Origin of the sequence: Micromonospora inositola, assembly GCF_900090285.1 — a bacterium.
In the GTDB taxonomy this organism is placed as follows: Bacteria; Actinomycetota; Actinomycetes; order Mycobacteriales; family Micromonosporaceae; genus Micromonospora; species Micromonospora inositola.
Genome location: NZ_LT607754.1, coordinates 3,250,001 through 3,264,997 on the forward strand (window position 1 = coordinate 3,250,001; position 14,997 = coordinate 3,264,997).

The 14,997-nt window shown below is 71.2% G+C and carries 12 protein-coding genes and 2 rRNA genes (1 of these 14 running past the window's edge); 6 read left to right on the top strand and 8 right to left on the bottom strand.

Annotation, left to right across the window (positions count from 1 at the left end; genetic code table 11):
• A 23S ribosomal RNA gene (locus tag GA0070613_RS15590) occupies nucleotides 1–2,082 on the top strand; it begins 1,026 nt to the left of the window's first position.
• Between the two features lie 91 nt (nucleotides 2,083–2,173).
• Nucleotides 2,174–2,290: ribosomal RNA gene (rrf, locus tag GA0070613_RS15595) — 5S ribosomal RNA — on the top strand.
• Nucleotides 2,291–2,412: 122 nt separating this feature from the next.
• Here rrf and GA0070613_RS15600 read toward each other — a convergent pair.
• On the bottom strand, nucleotides 2,413–3,093 hold the full coding sequence (locus GA0070613_RS15600) for a hypothetical protein (RefSeq protein ID WP_089015969.1): 681 nt from the start codon (nucleotides 3,091–3,093) through the stop codon (nucleotides 2,413–2,415).
• A 69-nt stretch (nucleotides 3,094–3,162) separates the two neighbouring features.
• Between GA0070613_RS15600 and GA0070613_RS15605 the strand changes: the two genes are divergently transcribed.
• The 3 genes from GA0070613_RS15605 to GA0070613_RS15615 are packed head-to-tail and all read left to right on the top strand — an operon-like array spanning nucleotide 3,163 to nucleotide 7,591.
• The gene (locus GA0070613_RS15605; RefSeq protein ID WP_089012970.1) at nucleotides 3,163–5,781 is read left to right on the top strand and encodes a valine--tRNA ligase; all 2,619 of its coding nucleotides are present in this window, start codon (nucleotides 3,163–3,165) and stop codon (nucleotides 5,779–5,781) included.
• Nucleotides 5,778–7,112: a bifunctional folylpolyglutamate synthase/dihydrofolate synthase gene (locus GA0070613_RS15610; RefSeq protein ID WP_089012971.1), complete on the top strand. Its 1,335-nt coding sequence runs from the start codon at nucleotides 5,778–5,780 to the stop codon at nucleotides 7,110–7,112. The genes GA0070613_RS15605 and GA0070613_RS15610 overlap by 4 nt, the downstream gene beginning before the upstream one ends.
• The gene (locus GA0070613_RS15615) at nucleotides 7,109–7,591 is read left to right on the top strand and encodes a DUF4233 domain-containing protein (RefSeq protein WP_089012972.1); all 483 of its coding nucleotides are present in this window, start codon (nucleotides 7,109–7,111) and stop codon (nucleotides 7,589–7,591) included. Before GA0070613_RS15610 ends, GA0070613_RS15615 begins: the two co-directional genes overlap by 4 nt.
• A gap of 38 nt (nucleotides 7,592–7,629) precedes the next feature.
• On the opposite strand, the gene GA0070613_RS15620 is transcribed toward GA0070613_RS15615, so the two are convergent.
• A complete protein-coding gene (locus GA0070613_RS15620) occupies nucleotides 7,630–8,898 on the bottom strand; it encodes a VOC family protein (protein WP_089012973.1) in 1,269 nt (422 codons plus the stop codon).
• Nucleotides 8,899–9,041: 143 nt separating this feature from the next.
• On the opposite strand from GA0070613_RS15620, the gene ndk reads away from it, so the two are divergent.
• Nucleotides 9,042–9,467, top strand: a complete 426-nt coding sequence (ndk, locus tag GA0070613_RS15625) for a nucleoside-diphosphate kinase (protein ID WP_089012974.1) — start codon at nucleotides 9,042–9,044, stop codon at nucleotides 9,465–9,467.
• 49 nt (nucleotides 9,468–9,516) lie between these two features.
• Here ndk and sigJ read toward each other — a convergent pair whose 3' ends face one another.
• From sigJ to GA0070613_RS15655, 6 genes are all read right to left on the bottom strand, one after another.
• The gene (gene sigJ, locus GA0070613_RS15630; protein ID WP_231929783.1) at nucleotides 9,517–10,449 is read right to left on the bottom strand and encodes an RNA polymerase sigma factor SigJ; all 933 of its coding nucleotides are present in this window, start codon (nucleotides 10,447–10,449) and stop codon (nucleotides 9,517–9,519) included.
• Complete coding sequence (locus GA0070613_RS15635; protein WP_089012975.1) at nucleotides 10,398–10,838, bottom strand: carboxymuconolactone decarboxylase family protein; 441 nt, start codon at nucleotides 10,836–10,838, stop codon at nucleotides 10,398–10,400. The genes sigJ and GA0070613_RS15635 overlap by 52 nt, the downstream gene beginning before the upstream one ends.
• A 240-nt stretch (nucleotides 10,839–11,078) precedes the next feature.
• On the bottom strand, nucleotides 11,079–11,867 hold the full coding sequence (locus GA0070613_RS15640; RefSeq protein ID WP_089012976.1) for an ABC transporter permease: 789 nt from the start codon (nucleotides 11,865–11,867) through the stop codon (nucleotides 11,079–11,081).
• Nucleotides 11,868–11,877: 10 nt separating this feature from the next.
• A complete protein-coding gene (locus GA0070613_RS15645) occupies nucleotides 11,878–12,648 on the bottom strand; it encodes an ABC transporter permease (RefSeq protein ID WP_231929784.1) in 771 nt (256 codons plus the stop codon).
• Nucleotides 12,645–13,655 carry an ABC transporter ATP-binding protein gene (locus GA0070613_RS15650; RefSeq protein WP_089012978.1) on the bottom strand — a complete coding sequence of 337 codons (1,011 nt, stop codon included), beginning with the start codon at nucleotides 13,653–13,655 and terminating at the stop codon, nucleotides 12,645–12,647. Before GA0070613_RS15650 ends, GA0070613_RS15645 begins: the two co-directional genes overlap by 4 nt.
• A 60-nt stretch (nucleotides 13,656–13,715) precedes the next feature.
• Nucleotides 13,716–14,732, bottom strand: coding sequence for an ArsR family transcriptional regulator (locus GA0070613_RS15655; protein WP_089012979.1), 1,017 nt, complete (start codon nucleotides 14,730–14,732; stop codon nucleotides 13,716–13,718).
• Nucleotides 14,733–14,997: the final 265 nt, after the last annotated feature.

Consider the following 14,997-nt stretch of genomic DNA (forward strand, 5'->3'; position numbering starts at 1 on the left):
TGAGACTGCGGGGGATAAGCTTCGTAGTCGAGAGGGAAACAGCCCAGATCACCAGCTAAGGCCCCTAAGCGTGTGCTAAGTGGAAAAGGATGTGGAGTCGCATAGACAACCAGGAGGTTGGCTTAGAAGCAGCCACCCTTTAAAGAGTGCGTAATAGCTCACTGGTCAAGTGGTTCCGCGCCGACAATGTAGCGGGGCTCAAGCACACCGCCGAAGCTGTGGCATTCACATTTCAACCTCGCTTGGACTTGATTCCTTGTGCAGGTGTGTGGATGGGTAGGGGAGCGTCGTGCCGGGGGTGAAGCAACGGGGTGACCCAGTTGTGGACGCGGCACGAGTGAGAATGCAGGCATGAGTAGCGAAAGAAGGGTGAGAAACCCTTCCGCCGGATGACCAAGGGTTCCAGGGCCAGGCTAATCCGCCCTGGGTGAGTCGGGACCTAAGGCGAGGCCGAGAGGCGTAGTCGATGGACAACGGGTTGATATTCCCGTACCCGCGAAAGAGCGACCCTGACGAACCTCGTTGTGCTAACCACCCGAGCTGTGGGCGGTCTTCGGACCAAACGCGGTGAGCGTGGGAACCTGACGGGTAGTAGTCAAGCGATGGGGTGACGCAGGAAGGTAGCTGAGCCCGGCCGGTGGTTGTGCCGGGGTAAGCGTGTAGGCCGCACCATAGGCAAATCCGTGGTGCACATAGGCTGAGACGTGATGCCGAGCCGATTCAGGTGAAGTCAGTGATCCTATGCTGCCGAGAAAAGCCTCTAGCGAGTTCTTAGCGGCCCGTACCCCAAACCGACACAGGTGGTCAGGTAGAGAATACCGAGGCGATCGGGCGAACTGTGGTTAAGGAACTCGGCAAATTGCCCCCGTAACTTAGGGAGAAGGGGGGCCGGACGCGTGAAGGGACTTGCTCCTGGAGCGTGGTATGGCCGCAGAGAGCAGGGGGAAGCGACTGTTTACTAAAAACACAGGTCCATGCGAAGAAGTAATTCGATGTATATGGACTGACGCCTGCCCGGTGCTGGAACGTTAAGGGGACCTGTTAGCTCTTCGGGGCGAAGCGGAGAACTTAAGCGCCAGTAAACGGCGGTGGTAACTATAACCATCCTAAGGTAGCGAAATTCCTTGTCGGGTAAGTTCCGACCTGCACGAATGGCGTAACGACTTCCCCACTGTCTCAACCACAGGCCCGGCGAAATTGCATTACGAGTAAAGATGCTCGTTACGCGCGGCAGGACGGAAAGACCCCGGGACCTTTACTATAGCTTGACATTGGTATCTGAATTAGCTTGTGTAGGATAGGTGGGAGCCGGTGAAGCTCATACGCCAGTATGGGTGGAGGCAATCTTGAAATACCACTCTGGTTGATTTGGGTATCTAACTTCGGACCGTTATCCGGTTCAGGGACAGTGTCTGGTGGGTAGTTTAACTGGGGCGGTTGCCTCCTAAAGGGTAACGGAGGCGCCCAAAGGTTCCCTCAGCCTGGTTGGCAATCAGGTGTTGAGTGCAAGTGCACAAGGGAGCTTGACTGTGAGACTGACAGGTCGAGCAGGGACGAAAGTCGGGACTAGTGATCCGGCACTGGCATGTGGAAGCGGTGTCGCTCAACGGATAAAAGGTACCCCGGGGATAACAGGCTGATCTTCCCCAAGAGTCCATATCGACGGGATGGTTTGGCACCTCGATGTCGGCTCGTCGCATCCTGGGGCTGTAGCAGGTCCCAAGGGTTGGGCTGTTCGCCCATTAAAGCGGTACGCGAGCTGGGTTTAGAACGTCGTGAGACAGTTCGGTCCCTATCCGCCGTGCGCGTAGGATACTTGAGAAGGGCTGTCCCTAGTACGAGAGGACCGGGACGGACGAACCTCTGGTGTGCCAGTTGTCCCGCCAGGGGCACGGCTGGTTAGCTACGTTCGGAAGGGATAACCGCTGAAAGCATCTAAGCGGGAAGCTCGCTTCAAGATGAGGTATCCCACCCACTTTGTGGGGTAAGGCCCCCAGCTAGACGACTGGGTTGATAGGCCGGAAATGTAAGCCCGGTAACGGGTTCAGTTGACCGGTACTAATAGGCCGAGGACTTGACTACCAAGCTGCTACGCGTCCACTGTGCAACTCCCGACAAACGAACAACACCCCAGCATCGCTGGTTGGTTGGTTGTTTGACATGTCGATAGAGTTACGGCGGTCATGGCGGAGGGGAAACGCCCGGTAACATTCCGAACCCGGAAGCTAAGCCCTCCAGCGCCGATGGTACTGCACTCGGGAGGGTGTGGGAGAGTAGGACACCGCCGGACAATCTTTCCAGATGAGGTCACCCTTCGGGGTGGCCTCATCTGCGTTTCCGGCCCCGGAATTCGACCGTGCGGAGGACCGAGGGCACGCCGCGGGCGAGCCGGCGACGTGCCCCGAAAACTGGTCAGCGGGTCTGGATGCCCTCGCGGAGCTGGCGGAACAGGCCGGCGGCCTGGTCGACGGGACGCCCCGGGAACATCGCCATCACCACGCTGCCGTGGTCGGCCCAGCCACACACGGCGAAGTCGCCGCCGTCGCCGCTGGTCGTACCGCACTTCATGACGCCGCCCAACCGGCCGGCGTCGACCTCGCGCAGCCCGGTGACCTTGCCGGTCGCGTCCGTCATCAGGCCGAAGAGGCTGTCCAGATCGCGCTCCGGCTGCCAGAGCAGGGTGGTACCGCCGAAGACGAGCACCGCGCGCTTCGCGTCTGCCGGGTCCTTGTAGACCGTGCCGAAGCTCTTGTCCAGGTCGATGTCGGCGGCGAAGCCGTCCCGCAGGTAGTCGGCCGTGCTGCGCGCCCGATCGCTGTCGTCCCGGGTGAGTCCGGCCACCTTCGCGGGGGTGGCCAGGTCGGTGTCCTTCTGCTCCAGCACCCGCCAGCCGCCGGCGCCGAGCGCCCCGAGCCCCGCCAGGCCGACGACCAGCGCGCCCGCGAGCACCACTCGCCGGCGGCGGGAGGGCGCGGCGCCCCGCTCCGGGTCGCTTTCCGGGTCGCGGCGGCTCAGCTGGATCGGCTCGTGGGTCAGGTCGACCGGCTCGGGCCCGTCGCCGAGCGGACGCTCGGTGAGATGTGCGTCGGACATGTCCGCCACCGTACGCGAACAACAGGTGGCGCACGTCGGGTCCGCCGAAGCGCTCCGTAGACTTTCAGGGTGACCGAGAGACTGGATGCCCGACGCCCCGACGCCCCGACCCTTGCCGGCCAGTACCAGCCCGGCGAGGTGGAGCAGCGACGGTACGAGCAGTGGGTAGCCGCCGGCCACTTCCGGGCGTCGGCGGAGAGCGACAAGCCCCCCTTCACCATCGTCATCCCGCCGCCGAACGTCACCGGCTCGCTGCACATGGGCCACGCGTTCGAGCACACGCTGATGGACGCCCTCACCCGGCGGAAGAAGATGCAGGGCTTCGAGGCGCTCTGGCTGCCCGGCATGGACCACGCCGGCATCGCCACCCAGAACCTGGTCGAACGGCAGCTGGCCGGCGAGGGCCTGTCCCGGCACGACCTGGGCCGGGAGAAGTTCGTCGAGCGGGTCTGGCAGTGGAAGGCCGAGTCCGGTGGCGCCATCCTCGGCCAGATGCGCCGGCTCGGCGACGCCGTGGACTGGGACCGTGAGCGCTTCACCATGGACGAGGGCCTGACCCGGGCCGTCCAGACCATGTTCAAGAAGCTCTTCGAGGACGGGCTCATCTACCGGGCCAACCGGATCATCAACTGGTGCCCGCGCTGCCTGACCGCCCTGTCCGACATCGAGGTGGAGCACACCGACGACGAGGGTGAGCTCATCTCCATCCGCTACAGCGACGACGTGGTGGTGGCCACCACCCGGGCGGAGACGATGCTCGGCGACACCGCGGTGGCCGTCCACCCCGACGACCCGCGGTACCAGCACCTGATCGGCACCGAGGTGGCGGTCCCCCTCACCGACCGGCGGATCCCGATCGTCGCCGACGAGCACGTCGACCCGGCCTTCGGCACCGGCATGGTGAAGGTGACCCCGGCGCACGACCCGAACGACTTCGAGATCGGCCAGCGGCACGACCTGCCCGCACTGACGATCATGGACGAGCGGGGCGTCATCACCGCGCACGGCCCGTTCCAGGGCCTGGACCGGTACGAGGCCCGCCCGGCGATCGTCGCCGCGCTGCGCGAGCAGGGCCGGATCGTGGCCGAGAAGCGGCCGTACGTGCACGCGGTGGGGCACTGCTCCCGCTGCCGTACGACCGTCGAACCGCGGCTGTCGCTGCAGTGGTTCGTCAACACCGCCCCGCTGGCCAAGGCGGCCGGTGACGCGGTCCGCGACGGCCGGGTGAAGATCGAGCCGGCAGAGCTGGCCAAGCGGTACTTCGCCTGGGTCGACAACATGCACGACTGGTGCATCTCCCGGCAGCTCTGGTGGGGCCACCGCATCCCGGTCTGGTACGGCCCGGACGGCGAGATCGTCTGCGTCGGCCCCGATGAGGCGCCGCCCACCGGCGAGGGCTGGCGCCAGGACGAGGACGTCCTCGACACCTGGTTCTCCAGCGGACTGTGGCCGTTCTCCACCCTCGGCTGGCCCGAGCGGACCCCGGACCTGGCGAAGTTCTACCCGACTAGCGTGCTGGTCACCGGGTACGACATCCTCTTCTTCTGGGTCGCCCGGATGATGATGTTCGGCCTGTACGCGATGGACGGCGTCCAGCCGTTCGACGTGGTCGCCCTGCACGGCATGGTCCGCGACGAGCACGGCAAGAAGATGTCGAAGTCGTTCGGCAACGTGGTCGACCCGCTGGACTGGATCGACCGGTTCGGCGCCGACGCCACCCGGTTCACCCTCGCCCGGGGCGCCAACCCCGGGCAGGACGTGCCGGTCAGCGAGGAGTGGTGCCAGGGCTCCCGCAACTTCTGCAACAAGCTCTGGAACGCCACCCGGTTCGCGCTGCTGAACGGCGCGCACACCGACGGCCCGCTGCCGGAGGCCGGGACGCTGTCGACCGTCGACCGGTGGATCCTGTCCCGGCTGGCGCACGTCACCGCCGAGGTGGACGAGCAGTTCGAGGCGTACGAGTTCGCGAAGGTCTGCGACCTGCTGTACCACTTCGCCTGGGACGACGTCTGCGACTGGTACGTGGAGCTGAGCAAGCCGGTGCTCGCCGAGGGCGGCCCGGCCGCCGACGCCACCCGCCGGGTGCTCGGGCACGTGCTGGACCAGCTGCTGCGGCTGCTGCACCCGGTGATCCCGTTCGTCACCGATGAGCTGTGGAGCGCCCTGACCGGCGCCGAGACGGTGCTGACCGCCGCCTGGCCGGTGGCCGACCGTACGCTGGTCGACGACGCCGCGGAAGGCGAGGTCGGCACCCTCCAGCGGGTGGTGACCGAGATCCGCCGGTTCCGGTCGGACCAGGGGCTGCGGCCGACGCAGCGGGTCGCGGCCCGGCTGGACGGCCTCGCGCCGGCGGGCATCGCCGCGCACGAGCCGCTGATCCGGTCGCTGGTCCGGCTGGACGCGCCCACCGGGGACTTCCAGGCCAGCGCCACGCTCGCCATGCCGGGGGAGGTCAGCGTCGCGCTGGACACCCGTGGCTCGATCGACGTGGCCGCCGAGCGGGCCCGGCTCACCAAGGACCGGTCGGCCGCCGAGAAGGAGGCCGCGCAGGCGCGGGCGAAGCTGGACAACCCGGCCTTCGTCGGGAAGGCCCCGGAGCCGGTGGTGGCGAAGATCCGCGAACGGCTCGCCGTGGCCGAGGCCGACCTGATCCGGATCGACGCTGCCCTGGAGGCGCTGCCCTCGTGACCGACCGCACCGAATTCGCCGCCGTCGACGCCGCCCTGGCCGCGCGCGGCTTCACTCGCATGCACTTCGAGCTGGACCGGATCGAGATGCTGCTCGACCTGCTCGGCAGCCCGCAGCGGGCGTACCCGTCGATTCACCTCACCGGGACCAACGGCAAGACCTCGACGGCCCGGATGATCGACTCGCTGCTGCGGGCCTTCGGGCTGCACACCGGGCGCTACACCAGCCCGCACCTGGAAACCGTCCGGGAGCGGATCAGCCTGGACGGCGAGCCGGTCGGCGAGGAGCGCTTCGTCGCCACGTACCGGGAGGTGGAGCCGCTGGCCGAGCTGGTCGACCAGCGGTCCGCGGAGCCGCTGACCTACTTCGACCTGACCACCGCGCTGGCGTTCGCGACGTTCGCCGACGCGCCGGTCGACGTCGCCGTGGTCGAGGTCGGTCTCGGCGGCGCCGAGGACGCCACCAACGTGATCCAGGCCGGGGTGGCCGTGCTCACCCCGATCGCGCTGGACCACACCGAGTGGCTCGGCGACACCATCGAGGACATCGCGCTGCACAAGGCCGGCATCATCCACTCCGGCGCCACCGTCATCTGCGCCGCACAGGAGGAGGAGGCCGCCCGGCCGATCCTGGAGCGCTGCGCCGAGGTGGGCGCCACCGTCGCGCGCGAGGGCGCGGAGTTCGGCGTGCTCCGCCGGGCGGTCGCGGTCGGCGGCCAGGTGCTCAGCATCCAGGGCCTCGGCGGGGTGTACGACGAAGTGTTCATCCCCCTGCACGGCGCCCACCAGGCGCAGAACGCGGCCCTGGCGCTCGCCGCCGTCGAGGCGTTCCTCGGCGCCGGGGCCCGGCGGCAGCTCGACATCGAGGCCGTCCGGGAGGGCTTCGCCGCGGCCAGCTCGCCCGGCCGGCTGGAGAAGGTCCGCACCGCCCCGACGGTTTTGCTCGACGGCGCGCACAACCCGCACGGGATGGCCGCCACGGTCACCGCGCTGCAGGAGGAGTTCGCGTTCAGCAAGCTGGTCGGCGTGCTGGCCGTGCTCGGCGACAAGGACGCCGCCAGCCTGCTGGAGCTCCTGGAGCCGGTGCTCGACTCGCTGGTGGTCACCGGCAACAGCTCGCCCCGCGCAATGCCGGTCGACGAGCTGGCCGAGCTGGCCCGGGAGGTCTTCGGACCGGAGCGGGTGGAGGTCGCCGAGGACATGCCGGACGCCATCGAGGCGGCGATCGCCGAGGCCGAGTCCGACGTGCCCGGCGAGCTGTCCGGGGTCGGCGTGCTGATCACCGGGTCGGTGGTGACCGTGGCCGACGCCCGCCGGCTGCTGAAGCGATGACCGGCCAGGTGGAGGAGGGTCCGGGCGGCACCGGCCGGCCCGCTGACGGACCGGACGTCGGAGCCGTGCCGGCGGCCGGTGCCGGCGGGGCGGAACGGGCGGCCGAGGGGCCGGATGCGGGCGCGCCCGAGCCCGCGCAGCGGCGGTCCGGGCTGCGGAACCCGGAGAAGGCGGTGCGCGGGCTCGGCGCCGGCACGCTGGCCCTGGAGGCCCTGGTGCTGCTGCTCGCCATCCAGCCGATCCGGTTGGTCGGCGGGGACCTCGGCGGCGCCGCCATGGCGGCGATCGTGGCCTTGGCCGTGGCCTGCGTCGTGCTCGCCGGCCGGATGGGGCGGCCGTGGGCCTGGCACGCGGGCAGCCTGCTGCAGGGCCTGCTGATGCTCTCGGGCCTGCTGCACTGGTCGCTGCTGGTGCTCGGCGTCATCTTCGCCCTGGTGTGGGCCTACGCCCTGCACGTCCGCCGGGTCATCCTCGGCTGAGCCGCGGGCCGGGCGCCCGGCGGCGCCCGGCCCGGCCGTCAGACGTCGGCGAGGGTGCGCCACTGGGTGAGGGCGATGCCGTGACCGTCCGGGTCGCGGAACGCCGCCGCCCACACCTCCAGCTTCGCGCCCCGGTTGACCACCCGCGGGGCGTACGTGAAGCGGACCCCGGAGCCGCGCAGCCGCTCGTACGCGGACTGGATGTCGTCGACCTCGAGGTTGACGTGGACCAGCCGCCGGCTGATCGGGGCCGCTCCGGTGATCTCGCGCAGCACCAGGCGGGTGGCGCCGGAAGCGAGGACGGCGTTGCCGGAGCCCCGGTCCACCTCGTCGAAGCCGAGGTCCCGGTAGAACTCCAGCGACCGGGTCAGGTCGGTCACGAGCAGGGTGATGCCGATGCCGCTGATCGGGCCGGCCACCTCGGCGGCGTCGTCGCCCGCGTACCCGAAGATGGCCTCGTCCAGCTCCTCCGCGGTCGGCGGCGCCTCCGGCGCCGGGTCGTCCAGCGGCACGTCGATCGGGTCCAGCGGCACGTCGATCGGGTCCACGAGCACCGTCGCGTCGAACCATTCCTCGGCGGGTGGGCGCGGCGCCGGGGTCGCCCGGCGGGGCAGCGGCCCGGCCGCCTGCTCGACCACCGTGCCTTCCAGCACCACCGGGCCGCCCGGACGCTGGTGCACCACCACCGGTTCGCGTTCCTCGGCCAGCACGGTGACGTCGTCGAGGAGCGGGTCCGGCGCGGGTGGGAAGTCGTCGCGGAAGTCGTCCTCCGGGGCGCGGTCGGCCCACGGCGGCGCCTCCTGGGCGATCAGCACCTCGTCGACCGGGTCGGGGCCGGCGTACTCCGGCGGGAGGTCCGCCGTCGCGGCGGCCGTCTCGGCATGGGTGGGCACCTCGTCCCAGAGGACGCGGACGTGCCGCTGATCGTCCAGGGCGACCCGGATGGGCAGCGGCTGACCCAGCGACGGCCACTTGGCGACCGGCACCCGGGGCTCGATGATCTTCTTGGACCGGGGCGGCAGCCCGGGGGCGTCGATCACCAGCTGGAGCTCGCAGCGGCCGAAGGCGTACTGCGTGGGAGGCTCGGAGGCGCTGTGCACGTGACCGACGCCGACCACCCAGGTGCGCCCGCCCCCGCGCACCGTGGCCAGGGCGATCGCCAGCACCAGCAGCGCGACGCCGAGGGCCACGATGGCCCAGCTGGTCATCCCCAGCCCGAACAGCACGATGAAGGTCGCCACGGTGCCGAGCACCGCGCCGATCAGCTTGCGCACCGGCGCGATGGGCCGGTTCCCGCCGTTCGCCACAGTGGACCTCCCAGGGGTCTACGGCCAGGCTAGGCCGGACCGGCGACCGAGGGGAAGAGCGGCCGCCGCGCCGACGCCGGGACCGGGTCGCTAGGCTGAACCTACCCAGCCAGACCGGCTTCCGCGCACAGGAGGAACCCAGCGTGTCCAGCAGCAGCCCGGATGAGCGCTCGCTCGTACTGATCAAGCCCGACGCGGTCCGCCGCGGTCTGGTCGGCGAGATCGTGTCCCGCTTCGAGCGCAAGGGCCTGCGGATCGACGCGATGGTGACGCGGACGATGGACGGCGACTTCGCCGACCAGCACTACGCCGAGCACGTCGACAAGCCGTTCTACCCGCCGCTGAAGGCCTTCATGACCAGCGGTCCGCTGGTCGCCCTGGTGCTCTCCGGCGATCAGGTGATCGAGGTCGTGCGCAGCATGCTCGGCAGCACCGACGGCCGCAAGGCCGCCGCCGGCACCATCCGGGGCGACCTCTCCCTGTCCAACCGGGAGAACCTGGTGCACGCCTCCGACTCCACCGACAGCGCGAAGCGCGAGCTCGCCCTCTGGTTCCCCGAGCTGGGCTGAGCCGCCGACGGCCCCGACCCCGGACCGGGGTTGGGGCCGTTCCGTGTGCTCAGCCGGGCAGCCGGGACAGCTTCGCCGGGTTGCCGACCAGGTAGAGGTCGGTGATCCGGCCGTCCGCGGCCGCGATGGCCAGCGTGTAGCGGGTCCCGTCGGGCCAGCGGAGCACCAGCGCCGGCCCGCCGTTCAGCTCGGTGGGCGCCGCCTCGATACTGCGGGGCCGGCCGTAGACGCCGGCGAAGAAGCGAGCGATCCGGTCCGCGCCGCGCACCGGGTTGCGCGCCGCACGGACGGCGCCGCCCCCGTCGTTCCAGGAGACCGCGTCGGACGCCACCAGCTCGGTCAGCCGGGCCAGGTCGCCGTCGCGGGCGGCGGCCAGGAAGGCGTCCAGCAGCCGCCGCTGCTCGGCCGGGCCGGCGGTGAAGCGTGGCCGGCCGTCGGCGATCCGGGCCACCGCCCGGTGGTACAGCTGCCGGCAGTCGGCCGCCGAGCGGTCCAGGATCTCGCCGATCTCCGCGTACGGCAGGGCGAACGCGGTGTGCAGCACGTAGACCGCGCGCTCCGGCGGGGTGAGCCGTTCCAGCAGGTGCAGCAGCGCGACCGACACGGAGTCCCGCAGCTCGGCGCTGTCCAGCGGCCCGAACGGCTCCGCCGCGCCGGTCGGCACCGGTTCGGGCAGCCACGGCCCGACGTACGTCTCCCGGGCGGCCTGCCGGGCGCGCAGCCGGTCGACCGCCAGCCGGGTCACCACCCGGGACAGGTACCGGCGCGGCTCGGCGACCGACTCCCGGTCGACGTCGAGCCAGCGCAGGTACGCCTCCTGGAGCACGTCCTCCGCGTCGTGCAGGCTGCCCAGCAGCCGGTACGCCAGCCCGAGCAGCATCGGCCGGTGCGCGGTGAGCGCACCGGCCGCCTGCGCCGCCGGGGTGCCGGTCACCCCTCGGTCGGCGGCTGCGCCTGGCTGGTCACCGCGATCCGGTTCCACACGTTGATTGTGGCGATCGCGACGACCAGATCCGCCAGCTCCTTCTCCGACCACACCTTGGCGGCGGCGTCCCAGACCTCGTCCGGCACGCCGTGCTCGCCGAGCCGGGTGACCGCGTCGGTCAGCGCCAGCGCGGTCCGCTCCCGCTCGTCGAAGAAGGGCGCCTCCCGCCAGGCCGCGACCGCGAACAGCCGCCGGCTGGACTCGCCCGCGGCGAGCGCGTCCCGGCTGTGCATGTCCACGCAGAACGCACAGCCGTTGAGCATCGACGCCCGCAGCTTCACCAGCTCCAGCACCGTGTGGTCGACGTTGGTCTGGATGTACTTCTCCAGCCCGAGCACCGCCTGGTACGCCTGCGGCACCACGGCGGCCATGTTGATCCGACTCATTTCCGGCCTCCCTCGATAACGGCTACACGCGTACGACGGGAGACCGCGCCGCCGACGTGACAGCGGACGGCTGTGACGGTGGTCATGCCCCGGCGGTCCACCAGTGGTCAGCCGGGGTTCCCCCGCCGGCTACCCGCACCGCCGGAACACCTCATCTCTGCCCGGTAGACCACTGGTGACGGCCGGGGCCGGGGCCGGGGCCGGGCCGGGCCGGGCCGGTGGGGTGGGGTGGGGGTTGGGTCAGAGGGTGTCGAGGGAGGCGCGGCGGCGGCTTTCGGCCTCGAAGACCTTGAGGAGCACGGCGGCCAGCAGGGCGTACCCGAGACCTACGGCGAGTTCGGCGGCGAGCGCCGGGGCGGCCGCCGCGAAGCCCTCGCCGGCGACGAGGCGGCGGGCCGCCCGGGCCGCGTGGGTGATGGGCAGCACCTCGCCGACCGCGCGCATCCACGCCGGCAGCCCGGCGGCCGGGACGTTCACCCCGGTGAGCAGGAGCAGCAGCGCCACCGAGACGTTGGAGACCACCCAGACGTCCCGGAACCGCAGCCCGACCGCGCCCAGGGTGAGGCCGAAGAAGCCGCAGGCCAGCGAGCCCGTGGCCAGGGTCAGCAGCAGGCCGGGCAGGGCGTCGACGGGCATCCGCAGGCCGAGCAGGAGCGAGCCGACGGTGAGCGTGCTCACCGCGATCAGCAGGCCGTTGCCGGCGTACGGCAGGGCCCGGCCGAGGAACACGGCGGTGCGGCTGCGCGGCGACAGCAGCACATGGCCGAGGGTGCCGAAGCGCCGCTCGTTGGCCACCGCCATCGTCCCGCCGAAGACGCAGGAGAGCGAGGCGGCGAGCACCGCGTTGCCGACGATGTAGAACCGGTCGTCGGCGACGCCCAGTTGGCGGCCCAGGTAGGCGAAGAAGAGCAGTTGGAAGATCGGGCCGACCAGCAGCGAGCCGATGAACATCGCCGGGGTGGTCCAGTTGAACAGGGCCCGGTAGGCGATCACGCCGCCCACGCCGATCAGCCGGAAGAGTGCCGTCATCGTCGTCTCCTCAGGCCAGCGCGAGGGTCGCCGCGGCGCGGGCCCGTCGCTCGACGTGGGTCATCATCAGCGCGCCCGCGGCCAGGCAGCCGAGGCTGATCGCCAGGCAGATGCCGAGCGAGGGCCAGACCGGCCCGCCGGTGGCCGCCTCGCGGACCGCCCGGGCGCCCCAGGTGGTGGGCAGCGCGGCGGCGATCGGTCCGGTCCAGCCGGGCAGCACGGTGAGCGGCACCAGCATCCCGGAGACCAGCCAGATCGGGTACTCCAGCGTGTTGGTCAGCGCGTTGGCGTTGCGCATCAGCACGAACGTGGAGGCCAGCAGCAGGCCGAACATGCCCAGGCCGAGCACGCAGCCGGGCACCGCGACCAGGAAGAGCAGGGGGTGCGCGAAGTCCAGCGGGATGCCGTAGAGCACCCGGCCCCAGAGCAGGGTGGCGAGCATCGCGTACGTGCCGGTGAGCGCGGTGGCCAGGGTGATCGGCAGGATCACCAGTGCCGGCGGGCGGGGCGCCAGCATGATCATCTCCAGGGTGCCCTGCCAGCGCTGCCCCTGGATCGCACCGCCGGAGCCGAAGAGCACCGACGACCAGACCCCCATCAGTCCCGCCCCGACGGCGGCCTCCAGCAGCCGGCCCGGCTCGCCGCCGGCCCGGAACAGGTAGACCGCCAGCGTCGCCTGCACCACCGGCACGATCAGCGCGGTGGCGATCTCGAACGGGGAGCGGCTGAGCTGCTTGGCGTGCAGCAGCGCGCCCACCGCGATCATCCGCAGCGTCCTCACGCGGCCACCGCCTCGACCGGGCGGGCCTGCGCGGCGACCCGGTTCACGATCGCCACGTACGCGTCCTCCAGGGTGGGCTGGCGGGCGGTGACCCGGCCCAGCCGGACGCCGTCCAGCTCGCGCAGCACGTCGGCCTGCACGTCCACCCCCGCGTCGGACTGCACGGTCAGCGTCTGCGCCGCGCCGGTGACGGTCACGCTCGCCTCGCGGACCCCGGGCAGGGCGTGGATCGTGGCGAGCTGGGCGTCGGTCACCCCGTACGCCTCGACCTCCAGCACCTGCCGGCCGTCGGCGTGGTGCCGCAGCTCCGCCGGGGTGCCCAGCGCCTGGATGGCGCCGTTCGCGATCACCGCGATCCGGCCGCAGAGCTCGTCCGCCTCGGCCATGTAGTGCGTGGTCAGCAGCACGGTGGTGCCGGTGGCGGCCAGGTCGGCGACGGTCTGCCGCAGCTCCCGGGCGGCCACCGGGTCCACCCCGATCGACGGCTCGTCGAGGAAGAGCACCTGCGGGCGGTGCAGCAGGCCGCGGGCGATGTGCAGCCGCTGCCGCATGCCCCGGGAGTAGCCCTCCACCCGCTCGTCCTCCCGGCCGGCGAGCCGGACCAGCTCCAGCAGCTCGACGATCCGCCGCTGCTGCTCCCGTCCCGGCACGCCGTACAGCTCGGCGAAGTAGCGCAGGTTGTCCCGGGCGGAGAGCCGGTCGTAGAGGCCCCGGTCGCCGCCGAAGACGTACCCGATCCGGCGGCGTACCTCCCGGGTCTCGGCCACCACGTCGTGGCCGCAGATCCGGGCCGTGCCGGCGGTCGGGATGAGCAGCGTGTTCAGCAGCTTGATGGTGGTCGTCTTGCCCGCGCCGTTCGGTCCGAGCAGCCCGAACAGCTCCCCGTTGCCGACCGTCAGGTCGACGCCGCGGACCGCCTCCACCTCCCGACGCTGCGGTCGTATCCATCCCGTTCGGCTGCGGTAGGTGCGGCGCAGCCCGGCCGCCTCGATCGCGTACTCGCTCATGCCGGGGAATGTAGAGAGTCGGGCCGGGACGGGGAAACGAATTCGGCGCTGGCCGAATCCTCAGGCCGAGGCGGTCGCCGGGTCCGCGCCGATCAGGCTGACCAGGGCCACGCCGGCCGGTTCCAGGCCGTACAGCACCCGCCGGCCGACCCGGCGGCGGTGCACCACCCCGGCGGTGAGCAGCGCGGCGAGGTGCTCGGAGACGGTGCTCGGGGCGAGCCCCAGGGTGGCGGCGAGCCCGGCGGTGGTGGCCGGGCGGCTGAGCGCGCGCAGCACCTGGGCCCGGCCGCGCCCCACCAGGACGGCCAACCGGTCGGTTGTCGCGGGCGGGGTGCCGGGCGCCGGCCGGTCGGCGAGCAGGACCGCCCCCCGGGCCTGGTACGAGACCGCGATGACCTCGGGATGGTCGGTGGAGTGGGTCAGCGCGCCCCGGGAGAAGATCAGCGGGATCAGCAGCAGCCGCTGGTCGACCGCGGCGAAGCGCCATTCGCTCGGCTTGACCAGGGTCAGCACCGGCTTGTCCCAGCGCACCCGCTCGTGCAGGTCGGCCAGGAGCGCGTCGGGGCCGTCGGCGGCGAGCGCCCGGGCCCGGTGCAGCACCTCCTCGTCCAGGGCGGCGCGCATCGCCGGCCACCAGGGCGCGATCGCCGCGTCCCAGTACGCCTGGAGGCCGTCGGCGAGCCGGTCCAGGGCCGCCTGCCGGTCGGTGACGAACGGGCGCAGCCAGCCGGGCAGGTCGTCGGCGCGGTGGTAGCGCGGGATCTGCTCGGCGATCACCTCGGCCGGCGTGGCGCGCAGCGCCGCCAACTCCTCCTCGATCGTGGGGCTGGCGGTGGGCGGCACCGGGCCGAGGAAGTCCGGGTACCAGGGGCCGGTCTGCGCGTAGAGCCTCGCCGGGGCCGCCGCGGGCAGCTCGGCGAGCACCCTGTGGGCGTGCCGGGCCCAGCCGGTGTACGGCCAGGGCGCCTCGTCCGGGTACCGGTCGAGCAGGTAGAGGCTGCACTTGGCCTCCCAGAGCGGGCTGGTCGCGATCCGGGTACGGGCCAGCGTCGGCTCGTCCAACTCGATTCGGATCACCCGCCGAGATTACTCGCGAGCGATCTCCGTTCCCGATCGAGTACGCTTGTCGCACACAGGCGACGACCCGGCCATCACCGGCGAGCCTCCGGAAGAACAGCCGGGTGACCGGCCCAGTAGAACCGGACGGGACGGCCCGTCACAGCCGGCCAACGAGCGGGCGGTCGCACCTTGACCGCCAAGCGGGGTGGTACCGCGGGCCGCTCGGGCACGCCGTCGAGGCGTACCCGGGAAGCTCGTCCTCGCAGACCACACGACAGTGAGC